The sequence below is a fragment of the Aliiroseovarius sp. CAU 1755 genome, assembly GCF_054482655.1.
Map to the genome: position 1 here is coordinate 390156 of NZ_JBTLRH010000001.1, position 18289 is coordinate 408444.

Consider the following 18289-nt stretch of genomic DNA (forward strand, 5'->3'; position numbering starts at 1 on the left):
TTGCGTGACTCTCTTAGATGAACCTCGTCGGCTATGACACCATTCCATAGCGCCGCTTTTCACCCAAAGTCGCGCCAAAAGCACAGAATCCTTGCCCTTTGAGGTCAAACCGCTATCCATGCGGAACAGTTTCACAAGGACTCTTTCTGTAAGGGGATGGACATGGAAAGCCGCCCGGAAATTCTGGATCAGGCGTTGGCCTATCTGACTCAGGCGTGGGAGATCGCGGAAGGGTGGCTGCTGTCTCCGGCGGCGTGGTCGCAATTCGCGGTGCTGGTGGTGGCCTATCTTGCTGCGCGGGTGGTGAACAGCAAGCTCGCGCCCTTTCTGACCAAGGTTCTGACGCCCGCGGAGGAGCGCACGAACCTGATTGCCAAGGCTCGACTTTTCACCCTGATTTTCTTGCCGCTGACGATGCCGTTGTTGGCGTGGGCCTTCACCGCGCTGGGCGAACAGGTGACCCGATCGGTCTTTGGCTCCGGAGCGGTGATTGCGTTTGGGAAACGGGTCTTTCTGTTCCTTGCGGTGCGCGCTTTCGCGCGTCAAATCCTCAAGGATCCGTTCCTGAAGCTGATTGGCAAGTATGTTCTGGTGCCGGTGGCCGCACTTTATGCTGTCGGATTTTTGGGCCCGGTGGCGACTAAGCTGGACGAAACGATCGTGCCGCTGGGCAATATGAGCTTCTCGCTGCTGTTCGCGATCCGCTTTGCAGTAATCAGCGGCCTTATCTATTGGTTTGGCAGATGGTCGAACGATCAAACCGTGCAGGCGATCAAGCAGCAGAAAGAAATGCGCCCCGCCACGCGCGAATTGGCGGCCAAAGCGGCCGAGATCGGAATTTTTGGCGCCGCTTTTCTGATCTTGATGAACATCATGGGCATCAACCTGACCTCGTTGGCGGTTCTGGGTGGTGCGATCGGTGTCGGTCTTGGCTTCGGTTTGCAGCAGATCGCCTCGAACTTCATTTCGGGCGTCATCTTGCTTTTGGAAGGGCAAGCGACGGTTGGCGACTATGTTGAACTTGATGGCGGAGAAGCAGGCACCATCGTCAAAATGACCGCTCGCGCCGCCATATTAGAGACGTTTGACGGCCGTTGGATCGTGGTTCCCAATGAACATTTTATCACCACCCGGGTGGTGAACTATTCGGACGCAGGCAGCGCAAACCGGTATGAGGCACCCTTTTCCGTTAGCTATGATACCGACATTGAAGCTCTTTCCGAGATCATCGAAACCGAAGTTGCGAAGCTTGATTTCGTGCTGACTGACAGCGACGAACATATGCCCGACTGCGAGCTGCGCGCCTTTGGCGACAGCGGCATCGATTTCGCCTTGGAGTTCTGGGTCAACGGTATTGACGATGGTCGCAACAAATTCACACCACGTGTGATGATGCAGATCTGGAAGACGCTGAAGGCCAACAACATCGAAATCCCATATCCGCATCGTGTGGTCGAAATGAAGACCCCGGACAAAGCGCTTTCGTGAAACGTGCGCTCGTCATCGGTGCGGGCCCTGCTGGGCTGATGGCGGCATCCCAATTGTCCGAAGCAGGCCTGTTGGTCACAATCGCCGACGCCAAGCCATCGCCAGCGCGCAAGTTTCTGATGGCGGGTAAATCCGGCCTGAACCTGACCAAGGACGAACCGCTTGAGGATTTTCTGGGCCATATCCATGGACCGGAAAGCTTGCGTCGGATCGTCGCTGCATTTGGCCCCGAGCATGTTCAGCGATGGGCGCAGAGCTTGGGACAGTCGGTGTTCACTGGCAGTTCGGGCCGGGTGTTCCCGAAAGCGATGAAGGCGTCACCGCTGTTGCGCGCGTGGCTGGCGCAATTGCAAGCGCGCGGCGTCACCCTGAACCGAGGCTGGCGCTGGGTTGGACTGGACGGTGGTTCGGTTGAGTTTCAGACCCCATCTGGCAGGCAGATCCTGACCCCCGACGTGACGGTGCTGGCATTGGGCGGGGCAAGCTGGTCGCGATTGGGGTCAGATGGAAAATGGGTCTCTATCCTTGCGCAAAAGGGTGTCTATTGCACGCCGTTTGCGCCCTCGAATGCGGGTCTGCGCGTTGCTTGGTCGCCGCATATGGAGCGGCACTTCGGCGCGCCCATAAAGCCCGCGCGTTTGACCGCCGGTGATCGCACAGTGCTTGGTGAGTTCGTGATCTCGTCGCGTGGGCTGGAAGGCAGTGCGATCTATGCAATCAGCCGTGCGGTGCGTCAGGGAGCGGCGTTGACGGTTGATCTGGTTCCTGGGCGTGAGTTGGCGGATGTTGCCGCGCGGTTGGCTAAACCCCAAGGCAAGACAAGCTTGTCGAACCATCTGCGAAAGACGCTCAAGCTTGATCCCGCGCGCATTGCGCTGCTTCAGGAGTTTTCGCGCCCCCTCCCAAGCGATCCGCAGGCACTTGCGCGCTTGGTCAAAACGCTGCCGATCCGCCACAAAGGCCTGCGCCCAATAGATGAAGCGATTTCGACTGCGGGCGGGCTGTCCTTTGATGCGCTGGATGATGGGTTGATGATCCGTGCCCTTCCCGGCGTCTTCGCTTGCGGCGAGATGCTGGATTGGGACGCCCCAACGGGCGGCTATCTGTTGACCACCTGCTTTGCAACCGGTCACCACGCCGGGCGCGCGGCGGCAAATTGGGTGCGCAATCAGGCCTGAGAGGCGCGTTGATACGCCCCACGGCTTCGCAGAGGTTTGGCGTAAGCGCGGAAATCGGTGTTCTCCAGTGGGAAACCCGCCGCAATCGCCCATGTTCCGCAATGCACCGCTAGAATGTCCGGCACGGTCATTTTTTCACCCATCAGGAAGGGCGCATCCCCTTTGCGTCGCATCAGCTCGTCAATCGACTGGGAAAACTCCCATTTCAGGCTCTGTTTCACCTCGGGAACACGTTTTTCCTTGGGCAGGACAAAGGTGTGCCGTGCGGCCGTCCACAACGTTGCGTCCAGCTCATCAAGGATGAACTGGGTAAATCCATCCTGCCGTGCTCGTTCGATCGTCCCTGCAGGGTGTGTCATGTCGCCATGTTTGTCAGCCAGATACTGGATGATCGCGGTGCTGTCCGTCAGAACCGCCGTGCCATCCAAAAGCACCGGCACCTTGCCAGCCGGGTTGAACGCCATGAGTGCGTCAGAGCGTGGAGGGTGCGTCATCCGCGCATAGCTTTGGCCAAGCTCCTCTAGCATCCAGAGGACCCGGAAGGTGCGGGACACGGTTGGTCCGATAACGGTATAGTTCATGCTCGGCTACCTAACATTGCCAGCCGGATCAACATGCGTTCCGTCAACGCCATCACCGGGGCCTTTTGCGCAGAGCGCAAGGTAAGGTCTGTTTCGACCAGAATTTCCAACGCTTGTTCAAGCCGCCTTAGGCCCCATTGCTGGGCCTGTCGCACCATGCGGTCGCGATTCTTGAAGTGAACCGGCGGGCGCAGACGGTTGATACCTTGGCCGGGGCCGCCCGGATCGGCGCAGGCTGCATGTAAAAGCCGGAAATGTCGGGTCGCATTGATGCAAATCCAGACCGGGTCGCTGCCTTGGCCCTGCAATCGGGTCAAAAGAGGGCCGATTTCGCCCGATCGGCCTTCGGCAACCGTGTGCAGAAGGTCGTCCATTTCGGCTTCGACGGAAGCCGGCGCGACGGCCAACACGTCATCCGGGGTCACCGGGCTTGCGTCGGAAAGCTTGTAGAGCCCCAGCTTTTCTACGGTTTGCCGGAAATCACCTGGGTCCAACACACGTGACAGGCCGACCAGCTCATTCATCGCTTCGGGGCCAACCTGGCCGACGCCGGCGCGCTTTAGATCTGCCTCGATTTCGTCGCGCGACGGGGGGTCATCATAGATGCCAACTGCAAACGCGTTGGGATGACCTTCAAAGAGCTTGCGCAACTTGCCGCGCGGCTTCAGGTTGCCCGCCGTTACCACGACCTGCGCGTCCCCGTCTTTCCAGCCGTCCAGCGCGGACAGGATCACATCGGCGATGGTTTCAGTGGCATCCTCGACAAAGGCAACGCGCGGGCCGGGGAAAAACCCCTGCGCCTTGATCGCATCGGTCAGAAGCGCCGGATCTTTCCGCAATTCACCGGCGGAAATGCGGGTCAGACGCATTTCTTCGTCGCCCTGAGGACCAATTAGGTTTTTGATCAGCTCTTGCCGTTTCAGCGCAACGCGCATCGCGTCGCCGCCAAAGATCAAAACGCCAGTGCGCCCGGTGTCAGGCTTGGCGAAATACCGAGAGGCATCGCGTGGCGCGAGCTTCATTCGTCCCAGCCCGAGTAGGTCGCCGCGAACCGCGTAACCATCAGGTCGGCCAGCGAGACCATCAGGCGCCGATAGGCGTCGCGTTCCACCGAAGCGGTCGAAACCGTCGAGCCCTCGGTCGAATAGGACGCGAAGTTTGACACGCTGCCTTGCTGCACGACTTCACCGGTCGCAATCGCAGTCACGGCGAATTCGATTGCGCCAAGCACCTGCGTGCGCGTGATCTCCTGACGCGGCGTGACGCCCACACCTTCGGCGCGTGTGGTGATCGTATAGTCCAGCTTGTAGGGCGCAGCGAGGTTGCGGCCCAACCGCTCTTCCAGCCGTTTTACCAGTTCATAGCTGTTGGCGTCGGACGGCGCGGCGATGGTTACGGCCCCGCGCAACCCGTCAGCCGACCCACCCGGCGCATAGACCGGGGTAAATCCGCAAGCGGATAGCGCCGCCGTGGCGACCAATGAGGTCAGGAAAAACCGGCGATCAGACAACGACATTCACAATGCGCCCCGGAACCACGATGACTTTCTTGGGCGACTTGCCATCAAGCGCCCTGATCACAGCATCCTCGGCCAGCGCCAGTTTTTCAACCTCGGCCTTGTCCATATCCTTCGGCACGCTGATTTCTGCGCGCCGTTTGCCGTTGATCTGGATGGGCAGGGTGACTGTGTCGTCGACCAGCATCGCCTCGTCCGCTTTGGGCCATGGGGCTTGGGCCGCCAGCCCTTCTCCACCCAGCATTTGCCAGATTTCTTCCGACAGGTGCGGGGTCATCGGGCTCATCAACTGGGCCAGTGCTTGCATCGCTTGTTTCTGGGCCTTGCCGCCAGCTTTCGACTTCGCGATGGCGTTCTGAAAGGCGTAAAGCTTGGCGATGGCGGCGTTAAAGCCGAAGCTTTCAATGCCCATCGTCACATCATGGATCGCCTTGTGCATGGCGCGCAGAAGGTCGGTGTCATCGCCGTCTGCATCGTCCATTTCCGCGATCTTGGTGGCGGTGGCGTGGACGCGGGCCAAGTGCTTGGCTGCGGCTTCCGCACCCGACGCGGTCCATTCCACGTCGCGTTCGGGGGGCGAATCGCTCAGCACGAACCAGCGGGCGGTGTCTGCCCCGAAGGATGAGATGATGTTCGCCGGATCGACCACATTCTTCTTGGATTTCGACATTTTGGCGGATGGGATGACCTCGACCTCGGTCCCGCAGGCCCCAAGGCGCGCACCGCTTTCGGTCCACTCGATGTCTTCGGGCAAGTGATACACGGGCCGGTCGTTTTCATCGCGTGTGACATAGATTTCATGCGTCACCATGCCCTGCGTGAACAGCGCATTGAACGGCTCGATCGCTTTGTCGGGTAGATGGCCGCAGATGTTCATCGCACGGGCAAAGAAGCGGGAATAGAGCAGGTGCAGGATCGCGTGTTCGATGCCGCCGATATACTGGTCGACATTCATCCAATAAGACGCGTCGTCCATATCAGTGGGCGTGGCCGCGTTGGGGGACGTGAAACGCGCGAAATACCAGGACGAATCGACAAACGTGTCCATCGTGTCGGTTTCGCGCTGGGCGGGCTTGCCGCAGGACGGACATTTGCAGTCGCGCCATGTGGGGTGACGGTCCAGCGGGTTGCCGGGCACGTCGAAGGTGACGTCCTCGGGCAGTTTGACCGGCAAATTCTCTTTCTTTTCAGGCACAACGCCGCAGTCGGGGCAATGAACGACGGGAATCGGGCAGCCCCAATAGCGCTGGCGGGATAGGCCCCAGTCGCGCAGGCGGAACTTCTCGACGCCTTTGCCCCAGCCTGCCTTTTCGGCAAACGCAATGGTGGCCTCTATCGCCTCGTCGCCCGTGGCCTCGTCCAAATCAGCGAAGTGGTTGATCCATTTCACTTTTTCGGTTTTTGGCGGCACGAAGGCGTCATTCTTGACGGGTTGCGGATCGTCCAGCGACAGGAATGTGTCGATCACCGGCAGATCATACTTGCGGCAGAAATCGAGGTCGCGCTGGTCATGGGCCGGGCAGGCGAAGATCGCGCCGGTGCCGTAATCCATCAGGATGAAGTTGGCGATCCAGACCGGCAGTTCCCAATTCGGGTGCAGCGGATGTTTCACGCGGAGGCCGGTGTCGTAGCCCAGCTTCTCGGCGGTTTCGATGGCTTCTTCCGTGGTGCCACCCTTGCGCATATCGGCAAGTTTGGCGGCAATCTCGGGGTTTTCGGCTTCCAGTGCCTTGGAAATTGGGTGGTCGGGCGAGATACCGATGAAGGACGCGCCCATCAGCGTGTCGGGGCGGGTCGTATAGACCTCAATCTCGCCGCCATCGGTGCGTTCAAAGCTGAATTGCAGACCCTGCGATTTGCCAATCCAGTTGGCCTGCATGGTGCGCACCTTCTCGGGCCAGTTGTCCAGACCGTCCAATGCGTCCAATAGCTCGCCGGAGTAGTCAGATATCTTAAAGAACCATTGCGTCAGGTCGCGACGCTCCACCGGGGCACCGGATCGCCAACCGCAGCCGTCGATCACCTGTTCATTGGCCAAAACGGTCATATCGACCGGATCCCAGTTCACCGTGGCGTTCTTGCGGTAAACCAGCCCGCGCTCCATGAAATCAATGAACATGGATTGCTGCTGGCCGTAATATTCCGGGTCGCAGGTGGCGAATTCGCGCGACCAGTCGATGGACAGGCCCAAAGGCTTCATCTGACCCTTCATGGTCTTGATGTTGTCATAGGTCCACGTGCCGGGGTGGCCACCCTGCGCCATTGCCGCGTTTTCAGCCGGCATCCCGAACGCATCCCATCCCATCGGGTGCAACACACTGTAACCACAGGAAGATTTGTAGCGCGCGATCACGTCGCCCATGGTGTAGTTGCGCACGTGCCCCATATGGATGCGGCCCGATGGGTAGGGAAACATCTCAAGCACATAATACTTGGGGCGGGTTTCATCTCGCTTGGCGGTGAAAATCCCGGCCGTGTCCCAGGCTTCTTGCCATTTCGGTTCGATATCGGCGGCGGTGTATCGCGACATGGGGTCGTGTCCTTGATGTAGAAACGCCGGGCGTGTGGCCCGGCGCTTGTCTTATTCCTATGGTCGATCCGGGTCTAGAGGTTGCCGTCACGAATCCGCAGCTGGCGCGCGCGGGTCAGGATCGCATCTTCGACCTTGCGCACCGCTTCGGCACTGGCCGGACCGGAGCTTGTATAAAGCGCAACTGACAGCGACCGGGCGTCCAACGCGGGGTCGCGCACATAAACGGTGGCTTTATGGGCGGTGCCGCCACCGGGCGGACGACCAAAGCCAAAGACGATGATACCCGAGAAAGGATCAGCCGCCTGAACCGGCATGAAGCTCAATACATCCAACGAAGCGTTCCAGATATAGCGGTTCACCTCGACCGTGGTATTGGGGTCGTCCACGTTCTTGAACAGATCCCAGATGGTTTCACGCGGCTCTTCTGCTTGAGGGGTATGGCGAATCGCCTGACCCTGCTGCTGGTTGTTTCCAGAACCACCAAAGATATTGCCGGACCCGGCAGATCCGCTACCGCCACCGCAGGCAGACAGCCCGAGAATGCCAACCAATGAAATCCCGAATGCGACAGACTTGACGATGCGCATAAAACAGCCCCGTTTCCTCAATTTCCTCTTGTTAGTATATAAGGGCCATGAGGCGAGCAAGCGTTTTCCCAAAAGCGGCCCGTGCACGCCAAACCGCTGGAAAAGACGGGTATTCCTGTGATCGGGATGATGAGCTTGGCGAAACTGTGGCATAGAAGCACCAATTCCGGCCGCAATCCGAATTCTGGTTTAGCATTTCTTGCAAACCTCGGCGGAAAGGTAGATTGAACCATCATACTCAATTCGGATTTCCCTGAATTGAGGTGCACTCTTGAAAACACATGAGGGAAAACGAAATGAAAAAGATTCTCTTCGCTTCGACCGCCCTGGTTGCTTCGGCTGGCTTTGCTGCCGCTGAAATCAGCTTCTCGGGCGAAGCCGGTATGGGCTTCATCTACGACGACGTTTCTGGCGACTGGTCGCCCGACTACTACACCACTCTGTCGGTTTCGATGACTGGTGAAACTGATGGCGGCCTGGGCTTCGGCGCAGACTTCGACATCACGACCGCAAATGGCGCTAGCCTGGTCGACCAAACCACTGTTTATATCGAAGGCGGCTTCGGCAAGTTCTCGGTTGGTAACGTTGGTTCGGCTGTTGACGCAAAACTGGGTCTGTCGGACATCGGTTACTCGGGCCTCGGCACCGACAACGTTGCAGAAGCTCTGGTTGACGCTGCCGACATGGGCAACGTGATGTATGATGGCACCTTCGGTGACTTCGGTGTTGCAATGTCGTACGACATGCAGGGCATGGAGAACTTCTCGATCGCCGCCACCTACAACATGGGCGACTACAACTTCGGCATCGGTTATGATGACTGGGGCAACATCGCTGCTGGCAGCGCATTCCACGTGAAAGCTGGCGCTAATATCGCTGACTTCTCGCTGAACGCTCTGTATTCGCGCGCCGACGATGCTGACATCACTTCCTACGGTATCACTGCTGGCTACACCATGGGTGCAGTTGGTGTGACCGCCGCTTACTCGGAAGTCGACGTTGCTGGTGTTTCGGCTGACGCATACGGCATTGGTGTTAAATACGACCTGGGTGGCGGTGCTTCCGTCAACGCTGGCGTCGGTGAAGTTGGCGGCGTGACCGTTGCTGACCTCGGCATCATCATGGTATTCTAATCCTAACGGATTAGTTACTTAGGGAAGAGCGGGCCTTGTGCCCGCTCTTTTCTTTTGGGACACCTGTATCTGAACCATCAGACAACCGGGGTGCCCATGCCGCTTTCAGATATCCAGGATCGTATCGCCAAGGAAGAAACCCGCACAGGTCGTGCGCCGGGATCGACCAAGCTGATTGCAGTTTCCAAAGTTCAGCCGCTGGAACGGATCGTTTCAGTGCTTGAAGAAGGCCACCGCGTTTTCGGAGAGAACAAGGTGCAAGAAGCCGCTGGCAAATGGCCGGACCTGAAAGCGCGTTTCGACGGGGTCGAGCTGCATTTGATCGGCCCGCTGCAATCCAACAAGACCCGTCAGGCGATGGGCTTGTTCGACGTGATCCATTCGGTTGACCGCCCCAAACTGGCCCGCGCCATCGCCCGCATCGCCGAAGAAGAAGGGCATTGCCCGAAACTGTTCATTCAGGTGAACACCGGCGAGGAGCCTCAGAAGGCCGGGATCATGCCCGACGATCTGGACGCTTTTGTCGCCGAATGCCGCGACTTGGGTCTGCCCGTCGTCGGTCTGATGTGTATCCCGCCCGTTGATGAAGAACCCAGCCTGCATTTCGCACTGCTGGCCAAGATGGCCAAGCGCAACGGGCTCACGCAGCTTTCCATGGGGATGAGCAGCGATTTCGAAAGCGCGATTGCGCAAGGTGCGACGCATGTCCGGGTAGGGTCTGCGATTTTTGGCGAGCGGGACTACGGCTAGCGCACGATTATCCGGCTGCGTGGTGTCCAGCGCGCGACGATCCAGCGCAGATCGTCGGGTGCAAAGGCAAGACACCCGGCGGTTGGGTGGCGCGGTTTGCGCCATTGGTGAATGAAGATGGCAGACCCCTTGCCGGGCTCCGCGACGGGCCAGTTCCAGTCACTTATCAGCACAAGATCATAAAGACGCGGGGACATGCGCAGGGCTTCGTGGCTGAACGGGTAATCCTTTGCCGTGACCCAATGATTATAGGCCGGGTCGTTAGGATCATCCGACCAGATGTCGCGCAGCCCAATGGGGCGCACCGGAATTGAGCCGGTCTGTGGGGGTGTCGTCCGGTCCCCCCGAAAGCCACCACCAACCATCCGCCAGACCCCGCGTGGCGTGGCCAAATCGCCTTCGCGCTTGTCATTGGTCATGCCACCGCGCCCGATTGCGACGGGAAAGCGTCGCCCCATGAACCGCGCGCCCCAACGTGTGACAACCATGTCGCCGCGACGGGGGATCACAGAAGATGCCCCGATTTGGCCGCCTTGGTCGCCAGATAATCCGCGTTGTGTGTGCCTTTGCCCACTTTCAGCGGCACGCGTTCGGCGACGTGGATGCCAGCACCCTCCATCATCGCGACCTTGCGCGGGTTATTTGTCATCAGGCGCACGGATGAGAACCCCAGAGACTTGAGGATTTCGGACCCAATGCGGAAGTCGCGCTCATCATCCTCAAAGCCCAAGCGGTGGTTCGCCTCGACCGTGTCAAACCCTTGGTCTTGCAGCGAATAAGCGCGCATCTTGTTGGCAAGCCCGATGCCGCGCCCCTCTTGGTTGAGGTAGAGCAGGATGCCGCGCCCTTCCTCTCCCATCCGGGCTAGCGCGGTGTGCAGTTGCGGGCCGCAGTCGCATTTCAGGCTGCCCAGCACGTCGCCGGTGAAACACGCCGAGTGCAGGCGCGCCAGAACCGGTTCGTCGCGGGACGGGCGCCCGATTTCAACCGCGTAATGTTCTTCGCTGCCATCGTTTGGGCGGAAGATGTGCAGGCGACCGGCGTCGCTGACGGACAGGGGCAGGCGGGCGTGGATGACGGAAGACAGGGACAGATCGTCCACGATGGCGTCGTCCAGCGATATGGTCGTCAGGTTGTCCTGAGACGCGATTTCCCGCGCGTTAGAGACGTCTATCACCAAGGTCGCGGGCAAAAGTCGGGCGGTTTTGCACAGCGCGATGGACAGCGCCTCCAGCGTATCATTCCCGCCGCGAACCGTGCGAAACGGCCCTTTCATTGGGTGGGTCAGGTCATCGGCTGGGTCTGCAACGGACGCGACCCAGTCGCAGCCGGCGTCCCGAGGTAGCTCGATCCGGGCAACCTGATCGGAATAGGCGCGCGCCTTCAGGGTGTCTGCCCGGCGCGGGGTGATGGCAAGCACAGGGGCGCCGAGGGTGCGCATATCCGCGAGCCTTCCCGATGACAGCGTTTCGGCCGCCGCAACCAATACCGTACGCGCTCCACGGGTCAGCATCACCGGCACCCCCATGCGCAGATCGGCGCGGGCGCGGGCCAAAAGCTCTGTCTGGTTGGGGGCAAGCGTCATGGTGGTCCTTTCAGCCCCATAGTTAGTGGGAACTGTCACGATATGAAACATTTACCGGCGAATTGACACGAGGCCGTGAGGCACTTGTTGCAAATCTTGCCAATCGAGTGAGTGGGCAACATGTCTATACAAGCACGACAGAGGAGCCCGGATATGTCCACGCTGAAAAAGATACTGTTGGTTGATGATGACGAGGACCTGCGCGACGCGCTGGCCGAACAGCTTTTGATGACCGAGGACTTCGATGTCTTCGAAGCCGTTAACGGTGCCGAGGCGATCACCAAATCGAAAGAGGCGATCTATGACCTTGTGATCCTTGATGTGGGCCTGCCTGACACGGATGGGCGCGAGCTGTGCCGCGTGATGCGCAAACAGGGCGTGAAATGCCCCATTGTGATGCTGACCGGCCATGACACCGACTCCGACACCATTTTGGGTCTGGATGCGGGGGCGAATGACTATGTCTCCAAACCCTTCAAATTCCCGGTGCTTCTGGCCCGCATTCGCGCCCAGCTGCGCCAACATGAGCAGAGCGAAGACGCCATCTTCCAGCTTGGGCCGTATACGTTCAAACCGTCGATGAAGATGCTGATCACCGAGGATGACCGCAAGGTTCGCCTGACCGAGAAAGAGACCAATATCCTCAAGTTCCTATACCGCTCAAACGACGGCGTGGTGGCGCGCGATGTGCTGCTGCACGAGGTCTGGGGCTATAACGCAGGCGTCACAACCCACACGTTAGAGACACATATCTATCGCCTGCGCCAAAAGATCGAGCCCGATCCGTCAAACGCGCGGCTGTTGGTGACGGAGAGCGGCGGGTATCGCCTGAACGCTTAGAATTCCCTCGTGCCCGGGGTTATGGGCACATTCCTCCCTGACGGACTGGCCGGGCCTTTGTGCCCGGTCATTTTTTTGTGAATGTCGGCTGTGCTGACAACGCCGACCTCTGAAGCCCTCACTTTAGCGCTCGCGGACTGCACCAAGTGGTCGCTCCGCAGGGCGGGCTACGACGTGGTGGTGGCCAAGTCATTGCAAGCGCTACTTGGAGAATAGACGTCTATCTATCGAAGCCGAAAAATGCGCTAGAACATTGTCCAGTGCTTCAACGTCATCGATCTTGTTTTTCCAATATACATGCACGTGAGCGCTACTAGCTTGGGTCTTTGTAACCCTCACGAAGCCATTGTTGACTAAAACAGCTTCGTCTGCCCCATCAAGGATGATGTTTGACGATATAAAATTGTGTTTGTGACCACGGTTTATACCTCCGATTTTCACGCCCTTATAAATGACGGCAATTTGCATTTTCCCACTTTGAAATTCGAAAGTGCCAACACTATGCTGGTGCACTACATAGGCCCGCAAATCGGCGCTCAAATTGGTAATGGCATCTTCAAGAGGTACCGCATTTTTGGGAAATGACTGGACCCCGCCGCCAATGAGTATGCCAGCTTGCACACGTTTTCCGAGTAGATCTTCTTCTGACACGCCCGATGCGGTCATGATCGCCGCATAGTCCCTTTCAGGAATTGCAAGTGTTCGAATGTCCTTCTCCGCGGCATAAAGGTCTGTTTGTTCCGGGATTTCGTTTGCGACAACCCAGCCGTGCACGATCCCGGCACCTTGTAACTTAAAGTCTTCAACATAACGCCCGACTTGATCAACGGCATCAGACTTAGCCCTATCTTTCTTGACTTCGATCACGTGCTTTGCGCCGTCGCAATGTTGCAGCAACAAATCGATGCGCCCGCTTGGCAGCGTCAGTTGTTGTGCGACAAGTGAATATCCTTCGCCAAAAACACATGAGACGGATCGAGAGAGAAGGATTTCAAAGTACCGCTCGCTTGCCATGCACGCTCCATTCTTTCGGCGTCGGTTTGATCTGGATGCAGGTTACACCGCATTAAGATAGCTCAGATTCCATAATACGATGATTGCAGCACAACAAGACAGAGCACCTCGCCAATCACTCCATAGTGAAACTTCATCGAGATTTCTTTGTTGCTTTCTATGTTTGCTCCAATCTCCGGAACGGACTCGAACCAGACATTTGTCAAACACGACCCCCCTCACCCCTCCGGCCGAACCGCCTCGTCCCCCATCAAATACCTTGGCCCAGCCCCTTTATCCGCCGCCACATCGTCAGGGTTGTAAAGCGCGCAGCGGTCTAGCGATAAACACCCGCACCCAATGCAGCCGTCCAGCTTGTTGCGCAGGCGGGTTAGGGCCTCGATCTGTTCATCAAGCTCGGCGCGGAAGTCTTGGGAAATCTCGGTCCAGTCTTTCGCGGTGGGGGTTCGACCCTGCGGCAGGCGGGACAGCACCTCTCGGATGCGGTCCAAGGTGAATCCGAACTTCTGCGCGATCATCACGAAGCTCAGCCGCCTTATGTCCGAACGCAAAAACCGCCTTTGTCCGCCCGCGTTGCGTTCGGGTGCGACCAGCCCTTGGGTTTCGTAATAGCGGATCGCGGACACGGCCAGCCCTGTGCGGTTTGCCAAAGTGCCGATCGAAATCTCGTTTCTGCGGTCCATGGGAATCCCTAAAGAAAAAGCTTGAGCTAAAGTGAGCTTTAGGAATTACCAAGGGAATCATAACAGATCAAGGAGGCCAAAATGGCAATTCTGGAACATGTGAATGTGACCGTATCAGACCCCAAGGCGACCGCCGCGTGGTTGGGCGCGGTGTTTGACTGGAAAATCCGTTGGGAAGGCGATGCGATGTCGGGTGGGTACACCGCCCATGTGGGGGATGAGGGCAGCTATGTGGCTCTATAAAAGCCTAATAGCGCCATGGATGACCCGCAACATTCCTATACCACGCGCGCCGGGTTGAACCATGTGGGCGTCACCGTGGATGACATCGACGCAGTTGAAACGCGGGTGAAAGCCGCCGGATTCACGCCGCATAACCATGGAGATTATGAACCGGGGCGGCGGTTTTATTTCGATGACCATGATGGCATGGAATGGGAAGTGGTGTCTTATGCCTGACGGGCGGGGGCGGGCGAAACTCGCCCCTGTTCACTTTTTGCCCCGTCCTCTATGGTCGCCCCAAACGCGCGTTCACCGGAGGATATCATGAGCTTCACCCTTGCCACATGGAACATTAACTCGGTGCGTCTGCGCGAGCCGATTGTGCAGAAGCTTCTGGCCGAGGAAGGCCCTGACGTTCTGTGCCTTCAGGAATGCAAAAGCCCGGTCGAGAAGATCCCGACCGAAGGTTTCGCCGCGCTGGGCTACACCCACATGGTGGCGCGCGGGCAGAAGGGCTATAACGGCGTCGCGATCCTGTCGCGCCTGCCGATGAAAGAGGTGGTGAGCTTCGGTTTCGCTGGTCTTGATCATGCCCGCCACATCGCGGGGCAGCTGGAAAACGGCGTCACGATCCACAATTTCTATGTGCCCGCAGGCGGCGACGTGCCGGACCGTGAGGTGAACGAGAAGTTCGGGCAGAAACTTGATTACCTGACAGACATGCGCGACCAGTTTGCCCGCGAAAAGCCGGGCAAGTCGATCCTTGTGGGCGATCTGAACATCGCTCCGCGCGAAGACGATGTTTGGTCTCACAAGCAGCTTCTGAAAGTGGTCAGCCACACGCCGGTCGAGGTTGAAGCACTGGCCGAGGTTCAGGACGCCGCCAAATGGGTCGATATCACCCGGCAGGATATCCCCGAGGGGCAGCTTTACAGCTGGTGGAGCTATCGTGCGAAGGATTGGAACGCGGCGGATAAGGGGCGGCGGCTGGATCACATCTGGGCCACGCCTGACATCTCGAACGCGGGTCACGCTTCGCGGGTCTTGCGCGATGCGCGCGGGTGGGAAAAACCATCTGACCACGCCCCGGTCTTTGCCACTTTCGACCTTTAAAACCGGCAGGGTAGGGGTCATATAGACCCTAGCGAATTTGAAGGAGCTTACGCGATGGAACTCGAACTTGGTGGTGCACCGGCCGCAGTTGATCTGATCAAGGATGTCGGCGAAGCAACCTTCATGCAGGACGTGGTCGAAGCCTCGCAAGAGGTTCCGATCATCGTTGATTTCTGGGCGCCGTGGTGTGGACCGTGCAAAACGCTTGGCCCCGCACTGGAAGCTGCCGTCACCGAGGCGGGTGGCAAGGTCCGCATGGTTAAGGTCAATGTGGACGAAAACCAGATGATCGCAGGTCAGTTGCGTGTGCAGTCTATCCCAACGGTTTACGCCTTCTGGCAGGGTCAGCCCGCCGATGGGTTTCAAGGCGCCGTGCCGCCGTCTGAGATCAAGGAGTTTGTGAACCGAGTGGCTGCGCTGGGCGGTGATGCGGATAACGGGCTGGCGGATGCGATTGCTGCCGCAGACGAGATGCTTGAGGCTGGCGCAATTGACGACGCCGCGCAAACCTATGCCGCGATCCTGGAAGAAGACCCCAACAGTGCCGCCGCCTTTGGTGGGCTGGCACGCGCGCATATTGCGGCTGGCAAACCCGATGAGGCCGAAGCCGTTCTTAACGGCGCTCCTGCTGAGATTTCTGACGCCGCTGAACTTGAGGCCGCGCGCGCGCAGATCGAACTGGCGCGGCAGGCGGAAAACGCAGGTCCGGTGACCGAACTGCGCGCTGCGGTGGACGCGAACGCTGATGATCACCAGTCGCGCTTTGATCTGGCGGTTGCCCTGAATGCGTCAGGCGACGTGCAAGGCGCCGTTGACGAATTGCTAGAGCTTTTCCGCAGGGATAGAGACTGGAATGACGGGGCCGCCAAGGCGCAACTGTTCACGATTTTCGACGCGCTGGATGCGAAGGACCCGATTGCTTTGACCGGTCGGCGCAAGCTGTCGTCGATGATCTTTGTGTGATCGCGCAAGCCGCGCTACAGTGGGCCCATGATCTCAGCTGCTGACCTGCCCGACTTCCTGCCGTTGTTCCCCTTGCCGGGGGCGCTGCTCTTGCCGCGCGGGCGGCTGCCTTTGCATGTATTCGAACCGCGCTATCTGGCGATGTTCGATGACGCGCTAAAGACACCTGAACGGATGATCGGGATGATCCAGCCCATGGGCGAAGAATGCGGCGAAGATACGCGACTGCATTCCATCGGCTGTGCAGGGCGTATCACCTCGTTCACCGAAACCGAGGATGGGCGCTATATGATCACCTTGACCGGTGTGTCACGGTTTCGTCTGGGATCTGTGCAACAGGGCTTCACGCCATATCTTCGGGCCGAACTGGACTGGCGCAGCTTCGACCGTGATCTTGGGCAGCCCGAACACGACCCAAGCATGGACCGTGACGCATTTTTGGACCTATTGACCCGCTTTTTCGAACTGGAAGAACTGCAAACAGACTGGGAAAGCCTGCGAACTGCCGAAGACGAGTTGATGATCAACGCGCTGTCGATGTTGTGCCCGTTCGACCCGGAAGACAAGCAGGCGTTGCTGGAGGCGCCTTCGCTCAGCACCCGCCGCGAGACTCTGGTAACGCTGATGGAATATGCCCTTCGTAAAGGCGTGGGCGAGGAGAAAGTGCAATGACCGACCCGCAAGCAACTCAATTTGACCGTCGCATGATCGAAGCGCTCGTCTGCCCGGTCACTCAAACCGTGCTGAGCTATGACGCCGACAAGCAGGAGCTTGTGTCGAAAGCGGCCCGGTTGGCTTTTCCGATCCGGGGTGGCATTCCGGTGATGTTGGTGGACGAAGCGCGCAAGATCGAAGACTAGGCCCTCAGATCTGTCGGCCCTGAAGCAAGCGCGGCAGATCGCCGGTCAGCCCAGCGGCTTCGCGGATGAAGCCCCGACGCAGACCCGGCATCGCATTCACCACCCCAAGCCCAAGATCGCGAACGGTGCGTAGGATGGGATTATCATTTGAAAACAATCGGTTGGTAGCTTCGGTCGCGGCGACCATCTGCGCCACGTCGAACCGGCGCCATTGCTGGTAACGCTCTAGCACATCCAGCCGTCCGATATCCTCGCCGCGCCGACGGGCGAGGGTCAGCACCTCGGCCAGGGCGGCCACATCTTTCAATCCGGCGTTCAACCCTTGCCCCGCAATCGGGTGCAATCCATGTGCTGCGTCACCCACCAACGCCAGTCGGTCGGCCACAAAAGCGTCGGCAACCGTCAGGTTAAGCGGATAGGTGAAGCGCGCGCCCGCCAGAGTGATGTCGCCCAGAAACGACCCAAACCTTGGGCGCAGTTCCTGAAGATAGCCTTCGTCATCAAGCGCATGGATGCGGGCGGCTTCTTCATGAGTTTCGGTCCACACGATCGAGCTTTGGTTGCCCGGCAACGGCAAGATGGCCAAGGGACCAGACGGCATGAAAAACTGGTGCGCCGCGCCGTTATGCGGCAGCGCGTGGCTAATCGCGCAGACCAGCGATGTCTGCCCGTAATCATGGCCGTGCCGTTTAATGCCAGCGCGTTCACATGTGCCGGACCGGCGCCCATCACAGCCCACGACCAATCGGCCTTTCAGGTGCTTGCCTGACGCAAGTTCAAGTGTAGCCGAGGCGGGGCCGACCGTCTGCGCAACCACGGTTTCCTGGTCAATTAGGGTCACTTTCGGGTGCGACTCGACCGCGTCCAGAAGGGCGCGGGACAGGAACCGATCTTCGACCATATAGCCCATTGGGCCTTCGTCGATTTCGGCGTGGTCGAACTCAAGCACGAACGGGCTGGGGCCTTCGCCGGGCCTACCGTCGGAAATGCGGATATCCAGAAGCGGTTGGGCACTGGGCGCGACCTTAGGCCAGACACCAAGAGCTGACAGCAGCCGTTGCGAGGCCAGCGCAAGCGCATAACCACGACCATCGAAATCCTCGCCCCCACGCGCTCCTTTGGGCAACGCGTCAATAATCGTGACGGTAAAGCCGGTATCGGCCAGAGCAAGCGCCAGAGCAGGGCCGTTCAACCCACCGCCAACGATCAGAATATCGGCATCAAATTCCATATTGCCTTTTTG

General features: G+C 58.8%; 19 protein-coding genes and 1 pseudogene. 10 read left to right on the forward strand and 10 right to left on the reverse strand.

Annotation, left to right across the window (positions count from 1 at the left end):
* Positions 1 to 162: 162 nt before the first annotated feature.
* Positions 163 to 1488 carry a mechanosensitive ion channel family protein gene (locus tag ACXYMP_RS01950; protein WP_298566979.1) on the forward strand — a complete coding sequence of 442 codons (1326 nt, stop codon included), beginning with the start codon at positions 163 to 165 and terminating at the stop codon, positions 1486 to 1488.
* Entirely contained in the window at positions 1485 to 2666 is a 1182-nt protein-coding gene (locus tag ACXYMP_RS01955; protein WP_458903993.1) for a TIGR03862 family flavoprotein, read from the forward strand. The genes ACXYMP_RS01950 and ACXYMP_RS01955 overlap by 4 nt, the downstream gene beginning before the upstream one ends.
* On the opposite strand, the gene ACXYMP_RS01960 is transcribed toward ACXYMP_RS01955, so the two are convergent.
* From ACXYMP_RS01960 to ACXYMP_RS01980, 5 genes are all read right to left on the reverse strand, one after another.
* Positions 2657 to 3247, reverse strand: a complete 591-nt coding sequence (locus ACXYMP_RS01960) for a glutathione S-transferase family protein (RefSeq protein WP_458903995.1) — start codon at positions 3245 to 3247, stop codon at positions 2657 to 2659. The two genes, ACXYMP_RS01955 and ACXYMP_RS01960, sit on opposite strands and share 10 nt — an antisense overlap.
* Positions 3244 to 4269 carry a DNA polymerase III subunit delta gene (holA, locus tag ACXYMP_RS01965; RefSeq protein ID WP_458903997.1) on the reverse strand — a complete coding sequence of 342 codons (1026 nt, stop codon included), beginning with the start codon at positions 4267 to 4269 and terminating at the stop codon, positions 3244 to 3246. Before holA ends, ACXYMP_RS01960 begins: the two co-directional genes overlap by 4 nt.
* Complete coding sequence (locus ACXYMP_RS01970; protein ID WP_298566984.1) at positions 4266 to 4763, reverse strand: LPS assembly lipoprotein LptE; 498 nt, start codon at positions 4761 to 4763, stop codon at positions 4266 to 4268. The genes holA and ACXYMP_RS01970 overlap by 4 nt, the downstream gene beginning before the upstream one ends.
* Entirely contained in the window at positions 4750 to 7293 is a 2544-nt protein-coding gene (leuS, locus tag ACXYMP_RS01975) for a leucine--tRNA ligase (protein WP_458903999.1), read from the reverse strand. The genes ACXYMP_RS01970 and leuS overlap by 14 nt, the downstream gene beginning before the upstream one ends.
* Before the next feature lie 74 nt (positions 7294 to 7367).
* Positions 7368 to 7883 carry a DUF3576 domain-containing protein gene (locus ACXYMP_RS01980; RefSeq protein WP_298566986.1) on the reverse strand — a complete coding sequence of 172 codons (516 nt, stop codon included), beginning with the start codon at positions 7881 to 7883 and terminating at the stop codon, positions 7368 to 7370.
* A gap of 296 nt (positions 7884 to 8179) precedes the next feature.
* On the opposite strand from ACXYMP_RS01980, the gene ACXYMP_RS01985 reads away from it, so the two are divergent.
* Together ACXYMP_RS01985 and ACXYMP_RS01990 are read left to right on the forward strand one after the other, a co-directional pair.
* Positions 8180 to 9016, forward strand: coding sequence for a porin (locus ACXYMP_RS01985; RefSeq protein ID WP_458904002.1), 837 nt, complete (start codon positions 8180 to 8182; stop codon positions 9014 to 9016).
* A gap of 96 nt (positions 9017 to 9112) precedes the next feature.
* Positions 9113 to 9766 carry a YggS family pyridoxal phosphate-dependent enzyme gene (locus ACXYMP_RS01990; protein ID WP_458904004.1) on the forward strand — a complete coding sequence of 218 codons (654 nt, stop codon included), beginning with the start codon at positions 9113 to 9115 and terminating at the stop codon, positions 9764 to 9766.
* Here ACXYMP_RS01990 and ACXYMP_RS01995 read toward each other — a convergent pair.
* Both ACXYMP_RS01995 and ribA read right to left on the reverse strand, forming a co-directional pair.
* Entirely contained in the window at positions 9763 to 10254 is a 492-nt protein-coding gene (locus ACXYMP_RS01995) for a L,D-transpeptidase family protein (protein ID WP_458905296.1), read from the reverse strand. The genes ACXYMP_RS01990 and ACXYMP_RS01995 overlap by 4 nt on opposite strands.
* A 17-nt stretch (positions 10255 to 10271) precedes the next feature.
* Positions 10272 to 11351 carry a GTP cyclohydrolase II gene (ribA, locus tag ACXYMP_RS02000; protein ID WP_458904006.1) on the reverse strand — a complete coding sequence of 360 codons (1080 nt, stop codon included), beginning with the start codon at positions 11349 to 11351 and terminating at the stop codon, positions 10272 to 10274.
* Between the two features lie 153 nt (positions 11352 to 11504).
* Between ribA and ACXYMP_RS02005 the strand changes: the two genes are divergently transcribed.
* Positions 11505 to 12191: a response regulator transcription factor gene (locus ACXYMP_RS02005; RefSeq protein WP_458904008.1), complete on the forward strand. Its 687-nt coding sequence runs from the start codon at positions 11505 to 11507 to the stop codon at positions 12189 to 12191.
* A gap of 201 nt (positions 12192 to 12392) precedes the next feature.
* On the opposite strand, the gene ACXYMP_RS02010 is transcribed toward ACXYMP_RS02005, so the two are convergent.
* Both ACXYMP_RS02010 and soxR read right to left on the reverse strand, forming a co-directional pair.
* A complete protein-coding gene (locus ACXYMP_RS02010; RefSeq protein WP_298566992.1) occupies positions 12393 to 13205 on the reverse strand; it encodes an endonuclease NucS domain-containing protein in 813 nt (270 codons plus the stop codon).
* A gap of 218 nt (positions 13206 to 13423) precedes the next feature.
* Positions 13424 to 13888, reverse strand: coding sequence for a redox-sensitive transcriptional activator SoxR (gene soxR, locus ACXYMP_RS02015; protein ID WP_458904011.1), 465 nt, complete (start codon positions 13886 to 13888; stop codon positions 13424 to 13426).
* A gap of 81 nt (positions 13889 to 13969) precedes the next feature.
* Between soxR and ACXYMP_RS02020 the strand changes: the two are divergent.
* From ACXYMP_RS02020 to ACXYMP_RS02040, 5 genes and pseudogenes are all read left to right on the forward strand, one after another.
* Positions 13970 to 14347, forward strand: a pseudogene (locus ACXYMP_RS02020) (VOC family protein).
* 87 nt (positions 14348 to 14434) lie between these two features.
* Entirely contained in the window at positions 14435 to 15223 is a 789-nt protein-coding gene (locus ACXYMP_RS02025) for an exodeoxyribonuclease III (protein WP_458904013.1), read from the forward strand.
* A gap of 54 nt (positions 15224 to 15277) precedes the next feature.
* Complete coding sequence (trxA, locus tag ACXYMP_RS02030; protein ID WP_458904015.1) at positions 15278 to 16186, forward strand: thioredoxin; 909 nt, start codon at positions 15278 to 15280, stop codon at positions 16184 to 16186.
* Positions 16187 to 16213: 27 nt separating this feature from the next.
* Complete coding sequence (locus ACXYMP_RS02035) at positions 16214 to 16858, forward strand: LON peptidase substrate-binding domain-containing protein (protein ID WP_298566999.1); 645 nt, start codon at positions 16214 to 16216, stop codon at positions 16856 to 16858.
* Entirely contained in the window at positions 16855 to 17046 is a 192-nt protein-coding gene (locus ACXYMP_RS02040) for a Trm112 family protein (protein ID WP_298567001.1), read from the forward strand. Before ACXYMP_RS02035 ends, ACXYMP_RS02040 begins: the two co-directional genes overlap by 4 nt.
* A 4-nt stretch (positions 17047 to 17050) precedes the next feature.
* On the opposite strand, the gene ACXYMP_RS02045 is transcribed toward ACXYMP_RS02040, so the two are convergent.
* Complete coding sequence (locus ACXYMP_RS02045; RefSeq protein ID WP_298567002.1) at positions 17051 to 18277, reverse strand: FAD-dependent monooxygenase; 1227 nt, start codon at positions 18275 to 18277, stop codon at positions 17051 to 17053.
* Positions 18278 to 18289: the final 12 nt, after the last annotated feature.